Here is a 24890-nt window from a genome sequence, read left to right as displayed (position 1 = left end):
ATTCGCATGTTCAATTTTCTCACCACATTACCGCTGTCGATTATTTACCTTATCTCCGTGCTGCTGATTCTGGTGGCGCTATCCCTCGGTTATTTGGTGGGTCACCGGTTAGCGCGGCAGCGCGCCGATCAGCAGGACAGCTCGATCGGCAGCGCCGTCGCGGCCATGCTCGGCCTGCTCGCGTTTATGCTCGCGCTTACATTCAATATGACCTCAGAGCGTTTTAGCGAACGCAAGGCGTTGTTGCTGGACGAGGTCAACGCCATTGAAACGACGTTTTTGCGCTCCGACTTTCTGCCCGAGGCCGAGCGAGCACGGGTGCGGCAGCTGCTGACGGAATATGCCGATGTGCGCAGCACCGACCCAACGCGCCGCAGCATGGTGGAGACGTTCGAGGCAATGGCGCGCAGCGAAGAGATCCACGGCGCGCTGTGGCAGCTACTGGGGAGTAGTCAGGACAACGACGCAGTGAATGCGATACATGTAAGAGCGTTTTACGAGTCGTTGAATGAGGTGATTGACCTGCATTCCAAGCGGGTTCAGGTCGGGTTGATTTACCAGATTCCCGGAGCCATCTGGGCCGCGCTTTATGCGATCAGCGCGCTGGCGGTTTTTGGCCTGGGGGTGCAGCTGGGGATCAATGCGCGAGGTTCGGCGCCAGTCGCGATCTCCCTGGCGCTTGCGTTTGCGCTGGTAATTTTGCTGATCGCCGACCTGGATCGCGCGGGTGAAGGCCTGCTGGTGGTTAATCAGGAGCCCATGCGCGCGCTGGCAGAGCGCATGACCAACCAGCAGCAATAATTATTTGACGATGGTGAGCTGGATCTCGCCCACATTAAAGCCCCATTTACTGAGCTTGGATTCGGCGATCAGGATATTTGGTGCGACCAGATACATTCTGTCGTCGACGTTGATATCGAGGGTGCGTCCTTTGTAGGGCACCTGCAGCACGTAGCGCATAAATACCGCATTGCCCGCGCTACGCATGGTGGATTCGCCCACCACATCTTCTGCCGTAGCGGTAAAGGCGCGCACTGGCCCTGCCGAGGCTTGCGCATTGGGCACCATCACCCAGTTGCGATACTGAATCTCGCCGTCATCGAACTCGAACTTCTCGCGCAAGATCCCGCGGCCATCTTCCCAGCTGCCATTCAGTTCGGCGACGAACTTGCGGGTGACTGCGCCGCTGCGGTCTTTCACCACACCATAGGCTTTCATCGGCCCGGAGAAAAACTCTTCGGCCACAAACCGTGGCGTCTTATCGGCGTAAGACTCGATACTCGGCGCACTGCAGCCGCTGACGGCCAGTAACACTGCGATAGACAGAGCGAGTGCTTTAATCATCGTTTACCTCGGTTGCGATAGGTTGTTCACACATCACTTGAGAAATACGCCGAGAAGCACAATCTGGATTGCTCGCGCTACCCTTCCCTGTCTGGTGACCCGGTATTGGCCTTGGTATTGGGCAGCTGCGCAGTTTGCGGCGGTGACAGCGTACCGGTGTCACCGAGAAACTCCCGCATGAAGATTTGCCAGAACGCCATAAACAGCGCCGCCAGCAGTGGACCGATGGCGAAGCCGCTGATACCGAACAGCATCAGGCCGCCAACGGTGGAAAACAGCACCATGTAGTCGGGCAGCTTGGTGTCACGCCCCACCAGAATCGGGCGCAGGATATTGTCCACCAGGCTGATCACCAGCACCCCGTATAACATCAGTACGGTGGCTTTGATCATGTCGCCGGTGGCGTATAGATACAGCGCCGCGGGAAACCAGATAATCGCCGCACCCACTGCAGGCAGTAGAGACAGCACGGTCATTACCACGCCCCACAGCAATGGCGCCGGCAAACCGAGTACCCAAAAAATGATGCCGCCGAGCGTGCCTTGAGTGACGGCTACGACCAGATTGCCTTTAATGGTTGCGCGGGTCACTTCGGCGAACTTTGCCAGCAGTAGCTTTTCGCGCTCGTCGCCAAGCGGCAGCGCGCGAATCAGCAGATCCACCAGCGAGCTGCCATCGCGAATCAGGAAGAAGGTGAGGTACAACATCAGGCCCAGGCTGACGAAAAAATTCAGCGTGTTTTGTCCGAGTGCCAGGGCATTTTTGGCAATCAGGCTGCCGATGCTCATGAGGCCACCCAGCAGACTTTCCTTCAGGCCGTCAAAATTCATACCGACCCGTTCCAGCGCGGCGTTGATACCGGGGAATGCGGCTCTGACTTCTTCGACTTTAGCGCCCAGGTTGACCTTGCCGGACTGCACATTCTGATAGAGGTTTGCTACCTCACTGATAAATGAGCTGGCCACCAGCAATACTGGAATGACCACAACCACGATACACAGGATCAGGGTCAGCAGCGCACACAGGTTGGGCCACTTGGGGAAGCGATTGCACAGATAAACATACAGTGGGTAGAAAATCAGCGCGACGGCACAGGCCCAGAAAATGGCGATGAAGAATGGCTGCAGCATCAACGCAAAGGCGATGCTGACCAGCGCGAGAGTAAAAATAAACGAGCGTCGCTCCAGCTTTTCCTGCACTGGTATTTCCCTGTTGTTATTGTGTGTGCTAATGGCGAATGTTGAACCTGCTATGAAAGCAGATCACCACAGGCTTTACCAGTCGCCTTTACCAGCGGCGATAGCCACAGGTATCCACATGAAAGCGAATACCGCTGTAGATACCGAGACCCATATTCCACTTGCGCCCGACTTTTCTATGGATGCGGCGTAATTTGGGCACCAGCTGTTTGCGGGTGTACTCATCCTCGGGAATCATATCCAGACCGCAGAAATGTAAATGCTTACTGGTGCGCGCGCCGCCGGCTTTCGCGTTGTAGCTGGGCGTACGCCAACCGGACAACACAATCACCGGGCCGATGGTCGGAATAATGTAATCCTTCATCACCCGCAATGTGTCCACCATGGTTTCCCAAGTATCCTCTGGCGGGATGGCAAAGGGGGGCTCGCCAATTTTTTGCCAGTCGGTACCCTGGCGCATCAGTTCGTAGGGCGGGACAACTTCATCGACCTCGTTGAGCTTCAAAAAACGCTCGAGTTTTTCGAAACGCGCGCGATTGTCGCCCTCCTCCAGAAAGCGCTCAAACGCGGCACCGGTAGCTGCGGTGTAGCCCTTGATACGAAAAATCATTGGCACATCCGGGTCGACGATCACCGGTTCCGGCTCGATATGCGCAACGGGGCTTACGATGCGCTCAGCCAGCTCACGGGCCTTCTCTGCCGTTAGCACCACCAGTACCAGCGATGCGATAAGCAGCCCCGCGACGATCCAGATAACCCGCCGGCGTTCAATATGAATATCGATGTACTCGTGATCGGCGCTTTCTTTGATATCCATAGGCGCTACTACTTAACCTCTGAATCTCTTAACCACAGATACGACTACCAGCGACGAAACCCGCAGGTGTCCACATGAAAACGCACACCGCTATACAGGCCGAGCCCCATCTTGCTGTCGGGACCGAGGCGTGTGTGCAGACTGGTTAACTCCTCGACCAATTCCTTGCGGCCAATATTCGAGCGTGGTACCAGGTCTACGCCGCAAAAGCTCTTGTGCTTGCTCTTCTTGGAGCCACCAGCCTTGTGATTGTAATCGTCGGTGCGAAACGCAGATACGATATCCACCGGGCCGATGGCGGGAACAACTTCGTCCCGAATCAACTTTAGGGTCGCCACCATATTGGGCCAGTACTCCTCGGGAGGCATGGCGAAGGGCGGCTCTTTTACATCGAGCCAGTCGGACCCCTGGCGCAGCAGGTTTTGTATCTTGGTGGCGTCACCCACTCCGGACTGGTTCAGGAAATCGGAGAGCTGGCTTAGGCTCCGGCGGTTATTGCCCTCGCGCAGGAACGCCTTGAGGCTGTCGTCGTCCGCTACCCGATAGCCTTTGAGTTCGTAGTACGGCTTTTCCACCGCCTTGTACTGGAGATATAGCCACAGCATCAGTAGCAGCGACACTAGTAGCCCGACGATGCCCACAATCACCCACCAGTTGGTTTGCTGGTTGGGTGGCAGGTGCTCGTAGCGACGTTTTGCTTTGGAAAAAGGATTGCCCAATGGCATCTGTGCTAACCGTAAGTCGGAACCAATGACGGTTATTACGCGCGCGGGGCGGCGCAAAAACAGTCCCTCTACTCACTATAGCTGCCGTGGCGCAAATGTTGCCCACAAAAAAAGGCGACCGGAATGGTCGCCTTTTTTGTGCAGGAAGCGCCGTTTGGCGCTACTCGCTGCGGGGGGGCTTTCGCGGGAGGCTTACGCCTTGGGTCCGGCTGCCTTGACGTCGTTGCTCACAGAGAACTTCTCGATGTTCTCGGCAAACAGGCCGGCCAGCTTGCTGGCGGCGGCATCATAGGCTGCCTGATCCGCCCAGGCATTGCGCGGGTTCAGGTAGGACTGATCCACACCCGGTACTTCGGTGGGAATCTCCAGGTTCATGATGTCCAGGTGCTCGGTTTGTGCGTTTTCAAGCGCACCGCTCTGGATTGCGGCAACCACGGCGCGGGTTACCGGAATCGGGAAGCGCTTGCCGTTGTCGCCGGAGCCGCCAGTCCAGCCGGTGTTGACCAGGTAGACTTTGGAGTCGAAGTCTTCGATACGCTTCATCAGCAGGTCGGCGTATTCGCGGGGTGCACGCGGCATAAACGGTGCGCCGAAGCAGGTGGAGAAAGTGGGGTGAATACCCGCTTCTGCGCCCAGTTCGGTGGAGCCCACACGCGCGGTGTAGCCTGACAGGAAGTGGTATGCGGCCGCTTCCTTGGACAGCACGGATACCGGAGGCAGTACGCCGGTTACGTCACAAGTCAGAAAGATCACGTTTTTCGGCTCGCCGGCGCGGTTTTCCAGCTGACGCATTTCCACGTGTTCCAGCGGGTAGGAGCAGCGACCGTTCTCGGTCAGGCTGGTGTCGTCGTAGTCCGGTACCCCGGCGTCGTCGGTCACCACGTTCTCGACGATGGCGCCAAAGCGGATTGCGTCCCAGATGACCGGCTCGTTCTTCTGGCTCAGGTTGATGGTCTTGGCGTAGCAGCCACCTTCCATATTGAATACGCCGCCCTTGGCCCAGCCGTGCTCGTCATCGCCAATCAGGTAGCGCGCCGGGTCGGCGGACAGGGTGGTTTTACCGGTGCCAGACAGGCCGAAGAACAGGCATACGTCGCCGTCTTCGCCCACGTTGGCAGCGCAGTGCATCGGCATTACGTCTTTTTCCGGCAGCAGGAAGTTCTGTACGGAGAACATGGCCTTCTTCATTTCACCGGCGTAGCGCATACCCGCCAGCAGTACCTTGCGCTGGGCGAAGTTGATGATCACACAGCCTTCGGAATTGGTGCCGTCACGGCTCGGGTCACATTCGAAGTTGGCCGCGTGCAGGATGCGCCACTCTTCTTTGCCCTTCGGGTTGTACTTTTCCGCTCGGATAAACATGTTGCGGCCGAACAGGTTGTGCCAGGCAGTCTGGGTGGTGACTTTCACTGGGATATAGTGATTCTCGTCCTGGCCGACGTGCAGCTGCTGAACAAAGCTGTCGTGGCTGGAGACGAAGTCTTCGACGCGGCTCCACAGAGCATCGAACTTGTCGGCGGGGAAGGGGCGGTTCACGTTGCCCCATTCGATGCTGTCAGCGGTAGAGGCTTCTTCCACCACGAAGCGGTCTGCGGGAGAACGGCCGGTGCGGGCGCCGGTCACTGCGAGCAGTGCGCCGGTGTGCGTTAGGTGACCCTCACCACGCTGCAGTGCCTGTTCAACTAATTGCGCTGCGGAGAGGTTGGAGAACGCCTGCACCGTCTCGTTTTGCTGTGCCATTCGCTTATTACCCATTGAAGTTGTATCACTGAAATAAATAGTAGGGGGTGCCGCCTGAGTTCGCGACCAACAGTCGTGGTTACGTTGCGCGACCGGCCGGCTGGCGCGCGCATTATTGCAAACTTCAAAATCTCTTCACAGGAACATCCGTATAAATTTTGAGCGAAAAATGGTTTATTTGGGGAAATTTTCGCGAAAATTTATTCAACGCAGTGATGTAGTTTTTTTACTTCATAGTTTTGGGGAATATTGGGTGTTCTGTAGTTTTCACTACAAACAGGAGCGAAGTAGCGCCTGCAGATAGTGGCCGAATAACGGGCACAAAAAACGCGCCTCGGGGGCGCGTTTGTGGAATTTTCTGCGCCGGCGCAGGTACCGGCATAAATCAGATCAATGCAGGGTGTGCGGCGGTGCGTTGAACAGTTCTTCGACCTTGTCGCGATCGAACTTGTAGGTGCGGTTGCAGAACTGACAGTCGGCGGTAATTTCACCACCCTGTTCTTCCAGCAGGCGATATACATCTTCCGGCCCCATGGCGATCAGGGCGCGCGCACTGCGCTCGGCGGAGCAGCTGCACTTGAAGCGAATGTTGGTGGTGCCTAGCGTGGCCGGCTCCATCTGGTGGAACAGGCGGAACAGCAGCTCGTCGTGAGGCACGTTGTGCAGTTCTTCGGCGGTGACGGTGGAGGCCAGCTGTATACCGGTTTCCCAGGCGTCTTCGTTTTCCGCGGCACTGGCGGCGTTATTGCCCGGCAACACCTGCAGCATGATGCCGCCCACAGTATCCGCGCTGGCCTCGATCCAGAAGCGGGTTTGCAGCTGTTCGGACTGAGTGAAGTATTCCTGCAGGCACTCCGCCAGGGTTTCCCTCTCCAGAGGCACAATGCCCTGGTAGCGTTCGCCCTGCTGCGGATCCACGGTGATCACCAGTGTGCCGCGGTTGCCTACCAGGTCGCGCAGGTTGGCATCCTCGGCAATTTCCGCTCCCTCGGCCACACGCGCCAGACCGCGCACATCGCTCTGATGGCTGCACTCGGCCACCAGCAGCGGCACGTCACCCTCACCGCGGGCCTGCAGCATCAGCATGCCCTCAAATTTGAGGGTGGTGGCCAGCAGGCAGGAGGCGGCCAGGAATTCACCCAGCAGTTTTTGTACCGGCAGCGGTAGTTGGTTGTGCTCGAGTACCTCCCGGTAAGCATCGGTAAGCGTGACCACCTGGCCCCGAATATCGTGCTTGGAGAAGATAAAGCGTTCCAACTGATCCGACATGATGTTTGCCTCGCTAGGTTTTGGGGGAGGCGATTTTAGGCGCTGCGTGCGCGAAATGCGATAAATGCCACCTTATTGTCACTATAGCCGCTGCGGTGACCGCGAAGAGTGCTGTACTTCGGAAGGGCTTGTGACTCTTGCGAGCGCAAAGCGATGGACGATTTGGCTATGGTGTGGATAGGGAATGGCCGGGGAATGGAGCACAGGGATGGCCGTATTATTTGTGAATTTGCTGCGCCTGCTGAAAGCGATTGTGCGCTCGTGGAAGCGACCGCTGTTCCGCGCTAGCTTGTTGCTGGCTGTGCTGGTGGTGTTCTCCGGGGGTGTTTTCTATCACACCGTGGAGGGCTGGTCCTGGCCGGACGCTCTGTACTTCAGTGCGATGACTGCAGCCACGGTGGGTGTGACAGACCTGTCCCCGCAAACCGACTTGGGAAAATTATTTACCGTGGTGTATCTGTTTGTAGCGGTGGGTGCGTTTATTTCGCTGTTTGTGCACATCGCCCGCGCGTTAATCGATGTGCACGATGACCACGGTTAGCCTTTGATAGCTACGGCGGGTGTTATCCACAGTTTCTGCGAATCTGCGCCTCGAGCTTGCGCGCTTCGGCGACGCGCTGCCGCTCGCTGATGGTCGACTCGTTGCCTTCCGCATCCACAAAGTACACCGGGCCTTTCAGGATCTTTAGTTGCTTGCGAGCGTAGTCGCAGGCTTTTTGCTGCGCGCGTTGCTGCTTGGCTTTTTCCGCCTGCTTGCGCGCGGCATATTCCTGATCGATCTGGTTTTTACGCGTGTTGTTGGGGAAGTCCTGGCGCCTTGTGGGGTCGGCACTGTTGACCGGTTTGAGCTGGCCTTCCAGTGACTCCGCTTTAGCCTCCGCCGGCGGGCGGTCGCCAAAGTGCACCTTGCCATTCTCGTCCACCCAGCGGTAAAGCTCGCCGGCTATTACCGGGCTGTTGGTAAATACGCAGAGCGCCAACACGCATGGCACAAACCAGCGGGCACGAAGTTCGAAATGATTGTTCACGGCTCCTCCCTGAGGTGATCTTCATCCTCAACCCCAGCCTTCGACTCGAGACCAGGGTGAGAGCCGCTTATTCTACCTGCCCCAGTTCTGCCCCGTCAGCCGTCGCTTCATCCGCACTTTCTGCAAGCGCACCGAACAGACCGAGGGAGTGGCGCTCGGGAATCTGATAGGTCTGCAGAATCAGTGGCTGCTGTTCACGGGCGGCAGCCGAGTCCAGCACCATGCGGTAACCGGCGCTGTCTTTCAGTTCCACAAAGCCGGTTTCGCTGCCCTCCATTAGCTGGGCAAATTGCTGGAAATCGTGAATTTTTTCCCCGTTTACCGAGCCGATGATCCAGTTTTTCCAGTCGTGGTAGCCCAGATTCACCGGTGCCGGCAGTACCTTGAGCGCCACCACCAGTTCGTGCTGGTCCGGGCTGGACCACTGGTTGCGCGCGTGCAGGTATTCGATTGGCGCCTTGGAGTGCCAGTTATTACCCCAGCGCTTAATCAGGTTCATATTTAGCGGCACGAACACCACACCACCGTAGATGTAGTAGCGCGGGCGCTGGTCAAACTTCTCGCCCTGAACCAGCGAGCGGGACGGCGGGGTGGCGGCGAGGGTAATTTTCTCTTCGAGGATCTCGCCGTCGCGGGCAAAGCGCACCGGCAGTTCATCGCCCACGTGGTACTGGTCTACCGCGTAGTGGTAATTGGTGCGCTGGTGTTCGCGCCATTCGATGGTGCGGTCTGCGGCCACGTCAAAGCCGTCCACCTGCAGCAGCACATCGCCGGCTTTCAATACCTGCGCCGCCGGCGCATCTGCAAATACGCGCACGACCAGCGCGCCTTCCTGGTCCGGGGCCAGCCCGGCCGCAGCTTTCATTGACGGACTCTCGAGGCTCTGGGTCACGGCACCCAATTCCGGGAAGCCCTGGTGTACGCCATCTTTGGCATCTTCCAACACGTGACTGATCACGCTCGGTGGCACGAAGTAGCCGAGGTTCTCGGCACCGGCACTGTGGTTGGTCTGCATCGCCACACCGACAATGCGGCCGCCGGAAATTACCGGCCCACCGCTGTTACCGGGGTTGATGGCGGCATCAATCTGGCCGGCCATCAGGTAGCTTTCGGCGTGGGCGTAGTACTGATGCTCAACCCGTGAAAGCACGCCGCGGGTGATGGACAGGGACTTGCCGCCGATGGGGTAGCCGTAGACGGTAACCTCTTCCTGCAGGTCTGGCAGGTTGCCGAGTGCCAGCGGGCGGGTGTCGTCGAAGAAGCTTTCATCGTCCACCGTGAGCAGGGCGAGGTCGGCGTCGTGGGATACGAATTTGACCCGTGCGCGGAATTTTTGCGCATCACCGTGGCGCTGCACCTGAATAAAGCTGCCGTTGGCGATGACGTGGGCGTTGGTAAGTATTTGCTGACCGTCGATCACGGCGCCGGAACCGGACAGTTGCTGGGCGTTGAGCAGGGCCCAGGGGTTGAAGTAGTCGGGTGCGGCGGCAGTGGTGTAGATCTTGATAATCGAGCGCTTGAGCTGCTCGCGTTCGCGGTTGTCCGCGTGGGCGATCTGGGAGAAGCAGAGAATCAGCAGGCAAAGAGTCAGCAGGTGTTTCATTGCGGCGTCGCGTCTTGATTATTCGTTAGTTTGGGGCAGTTTAGCACTTTGGCGGGTTTGTGCTCTGGCTGTGTTCGGTACGTTCTGGTGGGTTCATTGGACCTGTGTGGCGGCCAAGTCGCGGGTGGAGCTTTTCAGGACCGCTGTGAACCCATCCCTGGGCGCTGCGTCGCAAACTTCCTGTTTGCGACGCTCCTGAAAAGCTCCACCCGCGACTTGCCCTTCGCATTTCACATCTGTACTCAGTCCTGTGATTCTTGAAGGAATCTATGAATCTGCCGGCGTTGCTTTTTGTTGGGCCGCTCATGCGAAATGGTTGCGTTATTGGCCTTGCGGTCGGCGGCAAATTGCTCGCGCTTGGTAATACTTTCTTCCGTCTCGCGGTACAGCGTTTGTGCGATGTCCGCGCCGCGACGTTGGTCAGAAAGCGTAATGACTTCCACCACACGCTCATCCCAGCCCTGGCGAATGGTGAGCAAGGTGCCAGTGGTGATTTCCTTGCTGGCTTTTACCCGCTGGCCACCCGCATGTACCTTGCCGCCTTCAATAGCCTGCTTGGCGATACTACGGGTCTTAAAAAAACGAGCAGCCCATAGCCACTTATCAATACGAACTTTATCCATCAATACTCGAAATAAAAAATACGAAGCAAAAAGGTCAGATGCGAAGGCTGGGTGCCGGGTAAGGCTTTTCAGGGGCGTCGCAAACAGGGATGTACTCGCAGCGGTCCTGAAAAGCCTTACCCGGTACCCGGCCGCCACAATAGGTAGCGCCGAGCTCACAAAAGAAGTCAAGGCGTCCGAAGAATTTCATCAAAATCATGAATCGCGGGAAACTCGGAAATCTCTCGTGCGGGACTTTTGCTGTCCGGTTGTCGGATACACAGCAAGTGCTCGATACCGTAATCCCGCGCCGCGCCCAACACATGCAGGTTGTCATCCACAAACAGGGTGCGCTCAGGGTTGAACGGCTGGCGCTCCTGCAGCGAATGCCAGAACAGTGTGCTTTCTTTCGCGTGCCCCAGATCGTGGGATGAAACAATCTCATCCAGCCACTGATCAATACCAGTAATGGCCAGCTTGTGGCTCAAGCCGTCCGGGTGTGCATTAGTGACCAGCAGGGCGCGTTTTTTCATGTTGCGCAGGCTGCGCAGGAAATTGTCGGTGTGCGGGCGCAGGGCAATGCGGTCCTCGATCTCCCGGTAGATCGCCAGCACATCCAGCTTCAGCACGTCCGACCAGTATCGCAGGCAGTACCAGTCCAGGGTGCCGCGCAACTCATCGGTCATATCGATCACCAACTGCTGCGCCTCAGATACCGAAATGCCATTGGCCTCGGCATAGCGCAGCGGCAGGTGCTCCATCCAGAAATGATTGTCGTAATGCAGATCCAGCAGGGTGCCGTCCATATCCAGCAGCACCGTATCGATCCGGCTCCAATCCAGCATAACCAACCTATTCCGCGAGCTGGCGCCCGCAATTGCACAAAAAATGGCCGGCTATTATGCCCTCAAGCTTGCCGCGCCGCCAAATCCGTGCGAATCAGCCCCATTACCAGCAAGGCCTGGGCGCCGTAGTACGTCAGCATGATCCACATACCTGCCATCGGAACCGGGTCCACGAAGCGGTCCAGCGCAATCAGTGCATCCGACACCATAAAGGTCACGGCACCCGCGAACAGCAAGGACGAGCCGCTGCGGTGCGCCGCTGCCGACAGCGCCATAAACACAATCGCCACGATGTAAAACGCTACTGGTAGCGCCAGCTCACCGGCACCGGGCAGTACCTGGCGGCCGAGCAACAGCGCCGCCAGAATCAGGGCCGCACCGCGCAGCATAAAGCGGCGACTGCCAAACTGCGCGGCGCGCAGGAAGTTACCGGCATAGGTAAGCTGGGCCAGCAGGAAGGCGCCCAGGCCAAATACAAAGTGATTGGAGAAAGGCACCGCCAGCAACACATCGCCGGTGGCGGAGAACGCCAGTGCAATCAAAGTGAGGGTGCGCGTAAGGCCGACCAGGGAAGTGGCTGCGATCCAGAACAGCGTCGCGATGGGTACTATCTTCAGTGCCGCCATCCACAGGGCTTCAATTCCCGCGGCGCGCAGCGCGATGTACGCTAGGGCCGAGACTGCAAATACAGCCAGAGGGGCGGACTTGGAGGTCGCGGTTGATGGGGAAGTCATCGCTATTTCTGACATGGGGGTGCTCCAGCTTTTTATATTTGGTGATTTCGGGAGTATTCTTGCCCGAGTATTGGCGAAATAGCTGTGTCGTACAATCCGGCAGGCAGTGACATTTTCGACCACCAGTCCACTTTTAATAAGATCATCACCTTTTATTCATTCAGGGAGTGACAGATGAAAGCAAATAACATCCTCGAAACCATTGGTAATACCCCCCACGTGCGCATCAATCATCTCTTCCGTGACGATATCGAGGTGTGGATGAAGGTGGAGCGTTTTAACCCCGGCAGCAGCATCAAGGATCGTATCGCCCTGGGGATGATCGAAGATGCGGAGAAGTCCGGTGCGCTGAAGCCCGGCGGCGTCATTGTCGAGCCCACTTCCGGCAACACCGGTATCGGCCTGGCCATGGTAGCGGCGGTGAAAGGCTACCGCCTGATCCTGACCATGCCGGAATCCATGTCGGTGGAGCGTCGCAAGATTATGAAGGCGCTGGGTGCTGAGTTGGTGCTCACTCCCAAGGAAAACGGTATGCCCGGTGCCATCGCCAAGGCAGAGGAGATTCTCGCCGAACACGACAACAGCTGGATGCCCCAGCAGTTTACCAATCCCGCTAATGTGAGCGCGCACCGCAACACCACGGCGAAGGAGATCCTGGCTGACTTCCCGGAGGGCCTGGACTACATGATTACCGGCGTTGGTACCGGCGGACATATCACCGGTTGCGCCGAGGTGATGAAAGCATCGATGCCTGCCCTGAAAGTGTTTGCCGTAGAGCCGGAGAAATCCCAGGTAATTGCGGGCAAAGAAAAAGGTATGCACCGACTGCAGGGCATTGGTGCGGGCTTCGTTCCCGAGGTGCTGAACCGCGAGGCGCTGGATGGCACGGTGCCGGTGAGTGAAGAAGACAGCTTCGAAATGGCACGGCAGTGCGCTCTCAAGGAGGGAATCTTCGTGGGTATCTCTTCCGGTGCGTCGCTGGCCGCAGTGAAGCAAAAAGAGGCCGAACTGGCGCCGGGTAGCCGGGTGCTGATCTTCAGCTATGACACCGGCGAGCGCTACCTGTCTATCGAAGACCTGTTCACTGCCTGATCGCTACCTCGACTTATCCTCTCTATGCGCCGCGGCCGGATCAAGCCACAAATCCTGCCGCGGCGCGCGTATAATCCCCTCTTACCTATTTTTGCCTGCCGACCACGCTAATGGCGGTGGCCGATGCAGTAACTGAATAATTTTGTATTGGGGGAATCATGGAAAACGTAGTAAGCAGGGAATTGCTGGATAAGGTAATCGCGATCTCGGTCGAAGCCGGTGAAGCGATTTTGGAGGTATACAATGCCAGTGGCGAACTGGAGGTGGACACCAAATCCGATGATTCCCCGGTGACCGCTGCAGACTTGGCGGCGCACAAGATTCTCGAGCCGGCCCTGGCACAACTGCTGGACGGCTTACCCGTGTTGTCCGAAGAAGGCGAAATGCCGGCCTATGCGGAGCGCAGTCAGTGGGATCGCTACTGGATTATCGATCCGCTGGATGGCACCAAGGAGTTTATTCGTCGCAACGGCGAGTTCACTGTGAATGTGGCACTGATTGAAAATGGTGAGCCAGTCCTGGGGGTGGTTCACGTGCCGGTATTGGATATCACCTACGCCGGTGCTAAAACCCTCGGCGCGATCAAGCGCGATGCCAGTGGAGAGAAGTCCATCGCTGTGCGCACCATGCAGCCGCGTCTGGATGACAAGCAGCCAATCGAAATCGTTGCCAGCCGCAGCCACGGTGCCGGCGCTGTTGATGCTCTGCTGGAGCGTATAGAAGGCTCCCTGGGCGAAACTGGTCTGAAGAACATGGGCAGTTCGCTCAAGTTGTGCCTGGTGGCCGAAGGTGCCGCGGACCTGTATCCCCGCTTGGCGTTGACCTGCGAGTGGGATACCGCAGCGGCGCAGGCCGTGGTGGAAGCTGCTGGCGGTATCGTGGTTGACGACAAGTTTGACCTGCTGCGCTACAACCAGAAAGACGAGCTGTTGAATCCGTTCTTCTACGTGATTGGCGACAAGTCCTTTGCTTGGAAATCCCTGTTGCTGGGCGAATAATTACTTTGTTTCTGCCCTGTTGGCGGGGCAAATAGCCCCGTCAACCCTCCCCTTACGGTGAAGCCCTTCATCTTGGTCTAGGCTTAAAGATGTATCTCGGCCACAGCTGTTGTTTTAAGCGTCTTTGACTTAATTTCTGACATCGTCGTGGCCGGTTCCATCCATTGGGTTGAACCGCAGGGTAAGCCATGACTAATTTCCGCAATACCCATGTAAACGTCAACGAAACAGAAACCAGGCATTTGCGTCAGCGCCTGCAAGTTGAAATTACCTGGCTGTCGCGCCAATTGCAGGACATGCAAAGCGCGGATCATTTACCCGATCATTCTCTACAGCAAACCTACCGGGAAATGATCTTTTCTCGTCGCGCCCTACTTGGGCGAATTCCTCGCTAGCTTTCTCAGATTTTTTACACACGTCGCACATTTATTTTCTTTGCAGAGAAATTTGCTCGATTCCGAATAATTGGGTCTACGCTTGATGGGATAAAAGCTAACTGAAACGAGAAAGCCCATGCGTTACCCGGTTGTGGTACACAATATCGAATTTGCCGGCTACGGCGCCATCGCGCCAGATCTGCCCCACTGCCATTGCCACGGTGACACTCTGGAACTCACGCTGCAGAAAATGGCGGAGACCATCGTTGCGCGGCTCGATGACTTGCACGCTGCCGGTGACGTACCGCCGACACCTGGCGATCTTGAAGCACTACGCAAAAATCCCGCGTTCAGCGGCGGTATCTGGGCAATCATCGACATAGAGCAGAACGCGTTCAGTTCCCGCAACTAGCAACTCCGGTAGGCCCAAATTTTCACGCCAGGATCTTTGAATCAAAAAAGGATGTTTTGATTCGATGCTCTCAAACAGGGAAGTCAAATAATGAAAACTTTGGTATTTCTTCTCGCGCTGTTCGCTTCCAGTACTGCGTTGGCGCAATGGAATAACCCGATCGACGGCTACTGCAATGGTGAATATTTCATTGTTGGCAGTGTTGGACTGGGTGGTGGCGAACTCCAGATTAACGATGAACAGGATTTTGCTGGTTATGCGAGCATTGGCGTAACCCCCGCTGCGGGCATCTGGCAGGTCGAGTTACGCTACACCGGATTCGACGACGGCAGTGTCAACATCGATCAATGGGGGATTGGCGCCAAGGTCGATTTCACCGTGACCTGCGATATCCAGTGCCTCTACTGGATGATTGGCTGGAACTACGGTGAGTTCGATGTGGATAATATCCAGCGCGATGGTTTTATTTACGAAATCAATAACGATTACGATGACGACTACTGGAATGCGGGAGTGGGCTATCGCTACAAGTGGACGCAGGATTTCGATACCTCGATCGAGTACATGTACAACGACGTGGATACGCGCTTTTACTTCTTTGACGGGGTGGAAGATGTCCGCTTTGATCTGGGGCACTTACGCACCCTGACAGTGAATTTCAGTTATCGCTTTTGACCTGAGGCGGGGTAGTCACATCAGTGGTCTGCCCCAAACCTTCCCTGCGAACCACTCCTCATTTCTACATCTTGCCGCTACGTTTCAGTTGCCAGTAGGTTTCTACCAGCGATGTGTGCATATCTCTCGGCAAAGCGTCGGCAAGGATGGTATTGCGTGCCCGCAGTTGCTGTAGCAGCCGCTCGCGACGTTGGATTAGATCACGACCGGCACAGTTCATCAGTGCATCGTCAAAATTCGCTATCGGTTTTTGCAATAGTGAGTCCAATGAACTTTCCCGCAAACTCGCTACCATCACCAGATGGTGCCGCGAAAGTTGCTGAACGGCGGCGCTCAGATCGGCACTGTCTTCATCTCTCACGTTAGTTAGCAAGATGACCAGCGCGCGACGCTGCTGTCTCGCAAGTAATTGTTCTGCCGCTGCAGAGTAATCACTATGGGCGGTCCCGGAGTGAATATCGTAAACGTGATTGAGAAGTAGATTAATTGCGCCTTCGCCCTTAACCGCTGGCAAGCGACTTTGATTCCCGGCGAAACATTGCAGACCGACCGCATCACCCTGCCGAATAGCGACATAAGCGGACAAAAGCATCGCATTCAGTGCGTGATCAAAATGGCTGAGATCGCCGTCATGGGTGCGCATACGACGTCCACAGTCCAGGAGAAAGATAATTTCCTGGTCTCGCTCATCCTGGTATTCGCGACTGATCAATTTCTGCATGCGCGCACTTGCACGCCAATCGATCTGTCGTTGGCTGTCGCCGCGGCGATACTCCCGCAACTGACGGAAATCCAGACCCTCACCACGACGTTGATGTTGGATCACACCGAGTTGGCGCAAGGTCTGCTCTGTGGACAGCGACTGGAGAGAAGAAATACCAAGAAAATTCGGGTAAACCCGCACACTTTGGGTTTGGCCCAGTCGGACATGCTTTTGCCACAGTGCCCATGGCGAACTGACTAATGCTTCCAGCTGCCCGAACTCCGCTTGCCCCCGACGAATGGGTTGTACCAGATAGCCGGTTTCCAGTTGCTGGCCAGGTTGCAATTGAATATGTAATGGCAACTTTTGGCTGCGCAATTGTATAGGCAGTTGATCGGACAAAACAAAGACCAGACTGCGATCGCTTTGATTGTTTAACTGAAGTTGTATTGGCTGTTCAACACCGAGGGCCAGGTTGCCGGGCAAAGTGCGTTTGCCGGTCAGGCCATAGACGTTATTACCTGTAATAAAGTCGAGGGTAGCGGACAGCAATAAAACAGCGAGCAGTAACCACCACGCCTTCGCCAATAATGCCCCAAGTTCCGGCTGTACAATGTGTGCACCGCTTACCAGTAGCGCGCTGCCGCATCCAATCAGTAAAAGCCGTATCAACCGTGGCGAAGGTCTCACAGCCGAGGCGCCTCGACCGTTTCGATAATTTGTGCCAGTGCGGTGTCCGCAGTTTCCCCATCAATTTCCATATCCGGTGATACCGCCACCCGGTGGCGCATCACTGGAATGGCCATCGACTTGATATCGTCTGGTAGAACAAACTCGCGCCCTGCCAGTAGTGCGTGCGCCCTTGCAGCCTGAATCAAGCCGATACTCGCACGGGGCCCGGCACTGCGGCGCAACTGGGAAGATGTGCGGGTCGCACGCACCAGGCGTACGGCATAGCTCAACACCTCTTGGTCTACCTGTACCTGTGGCACCAGCTGCTGCAGATGTTGTAGTCCGGCAGCATCAAGAACTGGCTGCAGATTACTCTCGAGCTGGGCCTCGATATGTCCCGCGCTTGCGGCCGCGGCAAGTTGCTCTTCTGCTTCCTGAGATGGGAAATCAATAATCACCTTGAGCAGGAAGCGGTCAAGCTCTGCCTCCGGCAGTGGGTAGGTACCTTCCTGTTCTATCGGGTTTTGTGTCGCCAATACCATAAACGGGCTGGGGGTCTTATGTGTTTCCCCATCGATGGTGACCTGTTGCTCCTGCATGACTTCCAGCAATGCTGCCTGCGTTTTTGCGGGAGCCCGGTTAATTTCATCCGCTAATAGCAGGTTGGTGAACACCGGCCCTCGCCGTACTTCAAAGCGACTCTCTGCCATATGGTAGATCGCATGCCCGGTAACATCCGCGGGCATTAAATCCGGCGTGAATTGTATGCGCCGGAATTTGCCTCCAAATCCTTGTGACAGGCTGCGCACAAGTAGTGTTTTACCAAGCCCTGGCACGCCCTCCAACAGGACATGGCCATTGGCCAGTAGTGCTGTCAAAACCTGGTCGACGACTGCCTGCTGGCCAATGACTACTTGATTTACACGTGCGCGAAGTTCGTGCACGAGCGAACTTGCCTGCTGCCAGGGCGAATCTGTGGTTTCCGAGTTGGTGGTGGTCTGTTCGGAAAGCGTTGTCGGGTCCAGGGTAGGTTCGCTCATAGGGCGTCCTCAATGATCTGAAGGCTGCGCATGCGCGCGGTAAACGTTTCTTCACTGTGGGGAGCGGCTCCCCACAATGTCGTAATAATTTCATTGCTCGTTAAGCCGGTGCGCTCGGCAAGTAGCTGGCTGAATTCGGCTTGTTGGTGGCCTGAGGGAGCCGCGGAGGCATTGGGTAGTATTTTGTCGTGCAGCCGGGATCGGATCGCTTCGAACTGCTTCCGGGCAGCTTGCTCACGCCAGTAAAAATATCCACACGCACGTACATGTTCCAGCAGCGAGCGACGTACCGATGCACCCTCTGGCTCCCGTGGACCAAAGCGGCGGCTACGGTTGGCGATCCAGGCCAGTAGCACAAGCCCCCCGGCCGTGAAAAATTCGAGCCAGTAGCGTTGAATCAGTTCACTGAAGCCAAGAAAGTGGGGGCGAGTGATCATCACCAGATTCTTTTGACCGGTCAGATGTGCCAGGAAAAAGGCATGGTCAAATTCACCAATACGTCGATTCTGCCACAGGCCATTGTCGGCCATCAGCGTGATCTTTCCGCGGCCGTATTCGAAAAATGCCAGTGGCGACTGGTGGTGTAGCAGGTTACTGTCGTAGTGGCTCGCATCACTGGGTTGCGCTACTTCTTGGCCCGATGGCGGAGCCAGGTCTTGAAAGGTGACCCAGTGCAGCAGTCCGCCTTGTACGTCTACTTCATCGCCCTGTGCCATCATTTCGTGAGTCAGCAGTAACTCTGGATCAAAATACAGGGAGTAACTCGTACCACCATCGCTGGTCAGGTTAATCAGTCTTTCGGGATCGACCTCGGGGTTGCGTGTACCCTCTGTATTTGTATCTTGCGCTACTTCTTTAGCGTCTTCGATAAGAGCGGTGTCTGAATTCTGATTCTTCGATTTCTCAGCGAGCTTGCGGTTGTGGTCACGCATTAATTCGCTGACTGTTTTGTCCTGTAGTGTTTTCGCTTCTTCACCAAAAACTTCGCGCAACTGCCAATTGAAGTAAAGATCGGTATCCCCGTACGTAACCTCGAGGTCGAGCAGATCAAGCAATAAATTGCGCTCGCCGTCTGTGGAAAGCTGATTACTAACGACAATAGCCTGACCGCCTTGTTCAACCCATTCAAGCAACTCCCAGAGTCGTTGCTCGTTGTAAATCAAGTTGCTATTCGCGAGAAACAGGACATCGTTGTCGTTGAGCTCCGAGAGCACTGCAATATTGTCTGCCTGCCGATGCGGAACATCGATGCGGTCCAGGAACTTTTCTGCAGCGAGATAAGGGTTGCGGCGTGCCTCTGCATCGAAGCCGAGGTCCACTTCCTTCGTGTAATACTCGAAAAAGTACAGGAATGCCGCTGCAGCGATGCCGACTAGCAGCAGTGTCCACAGCAGGGCAGCGCGGGCAAAACCGCGGGAGCCGTTTATACGGGTGCTCACGCTTGCCCCCCCTGTGTATCACCGTCTGTAGGCGAGGCAGAAAAACTGATGAGCCAGTCTCGGCAAAGTGATTCGAGCAGTGGTGTTGCAGGGGCGCGATGGGCGTAAGCCTGGTGTTGCCAAACCTGCGTTAGGCGGCTGAAAAGTTGTACCAGCTTGGGCGTAATCTGCTTGTTTAGCCCCGATTCTTCATGCACCAATTGCGCACATTCCGCCTCGGTGTGGTGATCCTGGAACGGGCAGTTATACCGATTGATAAGATGCGCTAGGCTCGCGCGATAGAGCAGGCTTATGGCCTCCCGTTGGCGGCCGCGCTCCCACAAGGCCAATACCTCTGCGGTAACATCGTCCGGCAGACTGTCATCGCGCACATCCAGGCCAAACAGGGTTTCTGGTCGCTCTACCGGGGCATTGATTGTACGCGTGCGCAAACCCAGCGCTCGGCGAATATACTTTCGGCAATGCCAAGCAAGCCAAACGACTAACGCCAGGGCAAGGATCCAGAGGATAACTTCCACGATACCGGCGAGTAGCGGGACCCAGGAAGCCTCCGTCTCGTCGCTGTCATCATCCCACCCGAGTCCTTCGAGCCACTCAATGATTGCGATGACCCACTCAGGGAAATGATACTTCGTCTCCTCGAAATCTTTGAGTCGCCAGCCGCGCACCGTTTCCTTCTGGTGGAAGTCGTCTTCGGCCATTACTTCATCGATCTGTTCCTCTGCTTGCGCTGGAGTGATCACATCGGCCAGAGCCGGCTGAGGCATGGCAAGGGAGAAACAAAACAGAAGTGCGAACAGGCAACTCAGGGTGGTGTTTACTGACGAAGGCTTGCGCGGTGTGGACGGCGGGTTATTGTTTTCAAGCCGTCCATTCTTTTGGGTGCCGCGCTTTGCTATGAATCTCTCTCGCAGTTTACGAAACTGGATTTCCACATCCCAGGCCTCCAGTTCGACCCTGCGACCGATATACAACATAAAGCCTGCGCACACATAAAATGGTGCTACGGCGGCCATCACTAAAAGACTGACACCATTGGCGAGCCACATGAAAAACTGGTTGTCGCCCTGCACTAGTGGCAACCAGTCCACTTCGATCTGCTCCGGTAGCATCATATAAACCAGAGCCCACAGGCCAATGCTCAAAATCAGCTCTACATGGGCTCCGACGATATGCAGCCAGCTGGCGGTGCCGGCGGTTTTTCGATGCAGCAGTGACTGACGCGCCGTACGCACAGAGCCTTTTGCCTGTTCGAGTACGGTGAGCGGTAAATCGAAGCTGCGGGTGAAGTTAAGTCGACGCCAGCTGATCCAAGAGAGGGCATCGCAGCGGTTTGCGCGGAAAAACAACTTCAATGCATCCGCAAACGAGTCCACCTGCGCAAACAGCTGTCGGCTGGCCAACAGCAGAGGCAAGCGCTCGAATACAGGCTTTAGCCACCAGATAACCAGCAAGGCCAGATTTGGCCGGTCGGGAAAGATGAGTAACAGCAGAGAGAAAACGGCCGCGGCTGGTATCAGCCAAAGAGTCGCCATCAGCAGCCAGTGACGACGTGCCAGTAATATGCCGAGATCAACCGATTCCCAGTTACTGCGCTGCCTGGCATGTACCACCAGTTGACTCAGGTTCACTGCACAACCTCGCGGCTAGCTGTGTCGTTGCCCCGTCCGGCGAATAGACAGTAACTGATCACTAGCAACCAGAACAGCGTACCGACCGCCAATTTCACTTCCATACTGACCGTGGTGCTGGAAGACCAGAATGCCTCCAGGAACGCGGCGATAACGAGCATCAAAAACGTTCCGTACATAATCTTCATCGCGTTGCGTCCCGCCTGCTGCAACGCGGTGCGTCGACTGATATTGCCGGGATTAACCAGTGAGTGACCAAGCATCAAACCTGCGGCACCGGCAAATACGATAGCGGTTAGCTCAAACGCACCATGGCCAATAACAAATGGGTAAAAGGTGACCGCAAATCCGACCCTGGTAAGTTGGCCAAATACGGCCCCCAGAAACACGCCGTTAAAGACCAGGAAAAATATTGACCCAAGGCCGAAGACAATGCCCGAGGCAAAGGTGCGAAAGGCAATGCCGATGTTATTTTTGATATAAAAACCAAACATCAGCAAATCTGAATCCGACCCGCGTTCACGACCCAGTACCCGGTTGGCAGGGTCATACATTGCTTCGATTTGCAGTACCTGCTCCGGCGACATGACTGCGTAAATCAGTGCGTCATTCCAATAGCAACCCAGCCCCATAACCAGGGCTGGCGCCAGGAATAGGCCGCAGGCGAGCCATACAAAGCGTGCGTGCTCGCGCAAGGCGCACGGGAAGCCGCGAATAATAAAGTCCAGCCAGCGGTTTTTATTGACCGACTGTTGCTGGTACACGCGTTGATGACAGGCCATCACCAGTTGATTCAGGCGTGTTACCAGGTAGCTGGTATATTGGCGTTCCTTGGCTATCGCAAGCTGTTGACAGAGGTCGCGATAGGCCGCGGGTAAATCGAATTGCTGAGGGGAATCGTCGGCGGAAGATTGTGTTTGCGGGATAGTATTTTTTTCATAACCCGCAAGATAGTTATCCATGCGTGCCCATAATGGGCTGTAGCGTTCCTCAAAGTCTTTCTGCTTCATTGCTGTACGCCTCTATCCTGGCTCTCGCCCTTAGCGCCGGCCGTCGGTTTTTGGCGGGTGCCGAGCAACCAGCGCCCGACGCCCTGCAGATAGCGAACGCTCACTTCTCCGCTATGCCCCGTAATTGGCTCTAATATTTCGGCGAGCTCTTGCTGGCGTCCTTTACTGAGTGCGGCGCTACGCTCTGTAAGGCTAATAATTGCCTGCTGGTCTTGCAGCATGAGGCCTTTGGGAGGCGGTGCGGGTGGAACCTGGGGGAGTGGTACTGGTTTTTCTTCCTCATGACGATAGATAACCAGTGTGCCCGCAGCGTAGTCGCCAAGACGCTGGAAATATCGGCTGGCACTCATGCTGATCATGCCGGTGCAGTATCCAAGTGGAAGGAAGTCAGCAAATCGGAGTAGATTGCGCATAATGGATGCGCCCCAGGAGATGGGTGTCAGGTTGTCATTGACTACAGCGAGCGAAAACGCACGTTTTCCCGGGGTTTGACCCCCGCGGAACATTTCAAAAAAAACGGGATAAAACCATTCCAGAATAAACGACCCGAGCAGCCAGAAGCCTACACCGGCTTTGCCGGCAAAGGTGAGTGCTATACCCAGAACGACAAGAATAAGTGTGCGATATAAAAGATCTACCGCATAGGCAAGTATGCGTGGAACCGGGCCTGCCACCTGTACACTCAAGTCGATACCTTCCGGCGTTTCGATTTGGTACAGGGTGTCGAGCGGTGATTCCGCAGCGGAACGATCAGTGGATGAGTCTGCAGAGGAGTGCATTGGTCGCTACAAAGTAAACGCTTGAGGCAGATTCGGCGGCGCCTGGTGCGCCGCCGGAACTTCGGAAATTAAATTTCCGGGTTGGCCTCGTGACCACCAAACATATTGCGATACAGAATGCCGTAAGCGATCCCCAGAGTTGGAATTGCCCAGATCAGACCGATCAACAGCGCCAGGAAGCCGGCGATGTACAGGAGGAACAGCACGATCACAAAGCCAAAGATTGGGAACCAGTGCTTGGTCACCGCTTTGCGGGAAACTTCCAGCGCCTGCCAGGGGCCGAGATTCTTATCTACGATCAGTGGCATCATCAAGATGTAGCCGATCATCAGGTAGATTCCTGGCAGGACAAGAAGGATAAAGCCAAGTACAACCAGCAGATAGGTAAGAATCATGCCCACAGCCAGTGGCAGCGTCTTGTCGAAGTAAGCGAATACTTCGGTACCTGACACCTGCTCATCGCGTGCGATCTTGATGCCAATCATCATCAAGCCTGCGCCCAGGGGTGCTGATGCAGCAAGAATAATTATCTGTGAAAGAATGGCGCCGAATCCCTGATTGGCATCCGGGTTCGTCATCGACTGACCAGTGATCAGATTGGCGATCACGGTAATGGCGATGTAGGCGACGAGATACAGCAGTACGCCGAGCCACACGGTGCCTTTTCGACCACTGGTTTTAGCCCAGGCTTCGCTCAAAGTCTCGCCAATTGCTACTTTATAATCACCGGCAAGTGCTTTCGGGATTGAACCTTCTCCACCATTGGCCTGGTGGTCCCCTCCAAGGTCAGCCTCTGGCGCATTGTAGATATCACTCATGGTCGATATTCCTTAATCCAACAATTTTTGTCATTTTTATTGGCCGGCAAACACTGATATGTGTTGTAACCCCTTGCCGGCAGAGCGGGGAGCAACAATAACACAGGATTGGCGCCCTAATCTTGCTTTGCCCCCTATTTGTAAGCGCCTGTAATTCAGCCGCGCACACAGCTAATATGGACAGAATATTGACTGGGAGCTTGCGAGGGTTCATGCCCGATGGGGAAATGGTTGCTGCGTAGCCTGTTGCTACTATCTGTCTTAATCATGTTTTATGTGGCCCTTCCCTGGTACTCCGCACACCAGCTTATTGAGGCCGCGCAGAACGAAGATGTTGCCAGACTCGAACGTTATGTGGATTTCCCGCAGTTACGCGGCAATATCCGCGGGCGGTTGCAGGAAGAAATTCGTGAATCGATTAGTGATGACATACCCCCGGCACTTGGCGATTTGTTTAAGGCCGGCGCGGACCTGTTTGTTGGCCCGCTGCTGGAGCGCTTGATCAGCCCGGAAGGGATAGTGCAACTAGTCCAGGGGCAGAAAGACTGGAGAGAATTCGAGCGAGAGCTGAGTGGCATGGGCGGGCGTCGCGCGCCAGAGCCTTCCGACAATCAGCGCCCTGCGCAGTCCGAACAAGCTGCATCGCCAGTGGCAGAGCGCGGTCACCACTGGCGCTTACACCACTGGTACTTTATCGGACTGAACGCAGTGGAGGTGGTGTGTGGCAATCGCGACGATTTTGATCGCGTACTACTGCGCTTGCAGCGGAATGGATTGCGTTGGCAGCTGGTCGACATAGAACTGATAGACGAAGTACCCGGTGGAGAATAATCATGGCTATTACGCTGGAAATGCACGAATCGTTGAACGTATTTGGTGATCCATTAGTGCCGTGCAGCACAGATCCGTTGACTGGATTTTTTCGCGATGGCTGCTGTAACACCAATGACCAAGATCTTGGTTCGCACACGGTATGTGTCGAAGTGACGAGAGACTTCCTGACGTTTTCTGCAGAGCGTGGCAACGATCTCAGTACGCCGGTGGAGGAGTTTGGTTTTCCGGGGCTAAACCCTGGGGACCGTTGGTGCCTGTGCGCGGCACGCTGGCTGGAAGCGCAGAAGGTAGAAATGGCTCCCCGTGTATTCTTGCAGCGCACCCATGTAAAAGCATTGGAAATTGTGCCAATGGAAGTACTGCGTCGGTATGCGGTCGATTTGAATTGATTGCCGGAGCCAGGCTGATCAGCCAGATACTGCCTAAAATAACGCGAGATGAGTGACGTGAAATAGGTGAATTAAGCGTTGTGAGTGAAGAACGCTAAAATAAGACAAACATCCA

Annotated in this window: 27 protein-coding genes; 9 read left to right on the top strand and 18 right to left on the bottom strand. The window is 55.8% G+C overall.

Features of this window, described 5'->3' with window-relative positions; genetic code table 11:
- Window positions 1–6: 6 nt before the first annotated feature.
- A complete protein-coding gene (locus Mag101_RS16750) occupies window positions 7–801 on the top strand; it encodes a DUF4239 domain-containing protein (protein WP_077407605.1) in 795 nt (264 codons plus the stop codon).
- Here Mag101_RS16750 and Mag101_RS16745 read toward each other — a convergent pair whose 3' ends face one another.
- From Mag101_RS16745 to hslO, 6 genes are all read right to left on the bottom strand, one after another.
- The gene (locus tag Mag101_RS16745; RefSeq protein WP_077407603.1) at window positions 802–1344 is read right to left on the bottom strand and encodes a DUF3833 domain-containing protein; all 543 of its coding nucleotides are present in this window, start codon (window positions 1342–1344) and stop codon (window positions 802–804) included.
- Between the two features lie 77 nt (window positions 1345–1421).
- A complete protein-coding gene (locus Mag101_RS16740) occupies window positions 1422–2543 on the bottom strand; it encodes an AI-2E family transporter (RefSeq protein ID WP_077407601.1) in 1122 nt (373 codons plus the stop codon).
- Window positions 2544–2631: 88 nt separating this feature from the next.
- Window positions 2632–3360, bottom strand: a complete 729-nt coding sequence (locus tag Mag101_RS16735) for a D-Ala-D-Ala carboxypeptidase family metallohydrolase (RefSeq protein WP_077407599.1) — start codon at window positions 3358–3360, stop codon at window positions 2632–2634.
- 44 nt (window positions 3361–3404) lie between these two features.
- Window positions 3405–4085, bottom strand: coding sequence for a D-Ala-D-Ala carboxypeptidase family metallohydrolase (locus Mag101_RS16730; RefSeq protein ID WP_077407597.1), 681 nt, complete (start codon window positions 4083–4085; stop codon window positions 3405–3407).
- 192 nt (window positions 4086–4277) lie between these two features.
- Window positions 4278–5825: a phosphoenolpyruvate carboxykinase gene (locus tag Mag101_RS16725; RefSeq protein WP_077407595.1), complete on the bottom strand. Its 1548-nt coding sequence runs from the start codon at window positions 5823–5825 to the stop codon at window positions 4278–4280.
- A gap of 390 nt (window positions 5826–6215) precedes the next feature.
- A complete protein-coding gene (gene hslO / locus Mag101_RS16720) occupies window positions 6216–7094 on the bottom strand; it encodes an Hsp33 family molecular chaperone HslO (RefSeq protein ID WP_077407593.1) in 879 nt (292 codons plus the stop codon).
- A 208-nt stretch (window positions 7095–7302) separates the two neighbouring features.
- Here hslO and Mag101_RS16715 point away from each other — a divergent pair, with 208 nt between their 5' ends.
- Window positions 7303–7635: a potassium channel family protein gene (locus Mag101_RS16715; protein ID WP_198040023.1), complete on the top strand. Its 333-nt coding sequence runs from the start codon at window positions 7303–7305 to the stop codon at window positions 7633–7635.
- 22 nt (window positions 7636–7657) lie between these two features.
- Here the strand turns inward: Mag101_RS16715 and Mag101_RS16710 are convergent, their stop codons facing one another.
- The 5 genes from Mag101_RS16710 to Mag101_RS16690 all read right to left on the bottom strand — a co-directional run bounded on the left by Mag101_RS16710 (window position 7658) and on the right by Mag101_RS16690 (window position 11906).
- Window positions 7658–8122, bottom strand: a complete 465-nt coding sequence (locus Mag101_RS16710; RefSeq protein ID WP_077407591.1) for a DUF4124 domain-containing protein — start codon at window positions 8120–8122, stop codon at window positions 7658–7660.
- 67 nt (window positions 8123–8189) lie between these two features.
- Complete coding sequence (locus Mag101_RS16705; RefSeq protein ID WP_077407589.1) at window positions 8190–9725, bottom strand: S1C family serine protease; 1536 nt, start codon at window positions 9723–9725, stop codon at window positions 8190–8192.
- A 242-nt stretch (window positions 9726–9967) separates the two neighbouring features.
- On the bottom strand, window positions 9968–10348 hold the full coding sequence (locus tag Mag101_RS16700; RefSeq protein WP_077407587.1) for an RNA-binding S4 domain-containing protein: 381 nt from the start codon (window positions 10346–10348) through the stop codon (window positions 9968–9970).
- Between the two features lie 167 nt (window positions 10349–10515).
- Window positions 10516–11172 (bottom strand): GMP/IMP nucleotidase, encoded by a 657-nt coding sequence (gene yrfG, locus Mag101_RS16695; RefSeq protein ID WP_077407585.1) that lies wholly within the window; start codon window positions 11170–11172, stop codon window positions 10516–10518.
- Window positions 11173–11234: 62 nt separating this feature from the next.
- The gene (locus Mag101_RS16690; RefSeq protein ID WP_232325068.1) at window positions 11235–11906 is read right to left on the bottom strand and encodes a lysoplasmalogenase; all 672 of its coding nucleotides are present in this window, start codon (window positions 11904–11906) and stop codon (window positions 11235–11237) included.
- A gap of 174 nt (window positions 11907–12080) precedes the next feature.
- Between Mag101_RS16690 and cysK the strand changes: the two genes are divergently transcribed.
- From cysK to Mag101_RS16665, 5 genes are all read left to right on the top strand, one after another.
- The gene (cysK, locus tag Mag101_RS16685; protein WP_077407581.1) at window positions 12081–12998 is read left to right on the top strand and encodes a cysteine synthase A; all 918 of its coding nucleotides are present in this window, start codon (window positions 12081–12083) and stop codon (window positions 12996–12998) included.
- Between the two features lie 158 nt (window positions 12999–13156).
- A complete protein-coding gene (cysQ, locus tag Mag101_RS16680; protein WP_077407579.1) occupies window positions 13157–13996 on the top strand; it encodes a 3'(2'),5'-bisphosphate nucleotidase CysQ in 840 nt (279 codons plus the stop codon).
- 188 nt (window positions 13997–14184) lie between these two features.
- Window positions 14185–14391, top strand: a complete 207-nt coding sequence (locus Mag101_RS17920; protein ID WP_157520468.1) for a hypothetical protein — start codon at window positions 14185–14187, stop codon at window positions 14389–14391.
- A gap of 118 nt (window positions 14392–14509) precedes the next feature.
- Window positions 14510–14785: a type II toxin-antitoxin system HicB family antitoxin gene (locus Mag101_RS16670; protein ID WP_077407576.1), complete on the top strand. Its 276-nt coding sequence runs from the start codon at window positions 14510–14512 to the stop codon at window positions 14783–14785.
- A 90-nt stretch (window positions 14786–14875) separates the two neighbouring features.
- Window positions 14876–15460, top strand: a complete 585-nt coding sequence (locus Mag101_RS16665; RefSeq protein ID WP_077407574.1) for an outer membrane protein — start codon at window positions 14876–14878, stop codon at window positions 15458–15460.
- Window positions 15461–15524: 64 nt separating this feature from the next.
- Here Mag101_RS16665 and Mag101_RS16660 read toward each other — a convergent pair whose 3' ends face one another.
- The 7 genes from Mag101_RS16660 to Mag101_RS16630 all read right to left on the bottom strand — a co-directional run bounded on the left by Mag101_RS16660 (window position 15525) and on the right by Mag101_RS16630 (window position 23552).
- Window positions 15525–16751 carry a DUF58 domain-containing protein gene (locus tag Mag101_RS16660; RefSeq protein ID WP_198040022.1) on the bottom strand — a complete coding sequence of 409 codons (1227 nt, stop codon included), beginning with the start codon at window positions 16749–16751 and terminating at the stop codon, window positions 15525–15527.
- Between the two features lie 98 nt (window positions 16752–16849).
- Window positions 16850–17875 (bottom strand): AAA family ATPase, encoded by a 1026-nt coding sequence (locus Mag101_RS16655; protein WP_077407570.1) that lies wholly within the window; start codon window positions 17873–17875, stop codon window positions 16850–16852.
- Window positions 17872–19314 (bottom strand): DUF4350 domain-containing protein, encoded by a 1443-nt coding sequence (locus tag Mag101_RS16650; RefSeq protein WP_077407568.1) that lies wholly within the window; start codon window positions 19312–19314, stop codon window positions 17872–17874. Before Mag101_RS16650 ends, Mag101_RS16655 begins: the two co-directional genes overlap by 4 nt.
- Complete coding sequence (locus Mag101_RS16645) at window positions 19311–20945, bottom strand: DUF4129 domain-containing protein (protein WP_077407566.1); 1635 nt, start codon at window positions 20943–20945, stop codon at window positions 19311–19313. Before Mag101_RS16645 ends, Mag101_RS16650 begins: the two co-directional genes overlap by 4 nt.
- Complete coding sequence (locus Mag101_RS16640) at window positions 20942–21955, bottom strand: stage II sporulation protein M (protein ID WP_077407564.1); 1014 nt, start codon at window positions 21953–21955, stop codon at window positions 20942–20944. Before Mag101_RS16640 ends, Mag101_RS16645 begins: the two co-directional genes overlap by 4 nt.
- Window positions 21952–22734 (bottom strand): RDD family protein, encoded by a 783-nt coding sequence (locus tag Mag101_RS16635; protein WP_077407562.1) that lies wholly within the window; start codon window positions 22732–22734, stop codon window positions 21952–21954. Before Mag101_RS16635 ends, Mag101_RS16640 begins: the two co-directional genes overlap by 4 nt.
- Window positions 22735–22802: 68 nt before the next feature.
- Complete coding sequence (locus tag Mag101_RS16630; protein ID WP_077407560.1) at window positions 22803–23552, bottom strand: hypothetical protein; 750 nt, start codon at window positions 23550–23552, stop codon at window positions 22803–22805.
- 219 nt (window positions 23553–23771) lie between these two features.
- Here Mag101_RS16630 and Mag101_RS16625 point away from each other — a divergent pair, with 219 nt between their 5' ends.
- The gene (locus tag Mag101_RS16625) at window positions 23772–24383 is read left to right on the top strand and encodes a DUF2939 domain-containing protein (RefSeq protein WP_077407558.1); all 612 of its coding nucleotides are present in this window, start codon (window positions 23772–23774) and stop codon (window positions 24381–24383) included.
- A 2-nt stretch (window positions 24384–24385) separates the two neighbouring features.
- The gene (locus Mag101_RS16620) at window positions 24386–24775 is read left to right on the top strand and encodes a DUF2237 family protein (protein WP_198040021.1); all 390 of its coding nucleotides are present in this window, start codon (window positions 24386–24388) and stop codon (window positions 24773–24775) included.
- Window positions 24776–24890: the final 115 nt, after the last annotated feature.

It is taken from the genome of Microbulbifer agarilyticus (genome assembly GCF_001999945.1).
Lineage (GTDB): Bacteria > Pseudomonadota > Gammaproteobacteria > Pseudomonadales > Cellvibrionaceae > Microbulbifer > Microbulbifer agarilyticus_A.
This window is presented reverse-complemented; position numbering and strand designations above follow the sequence as displayed.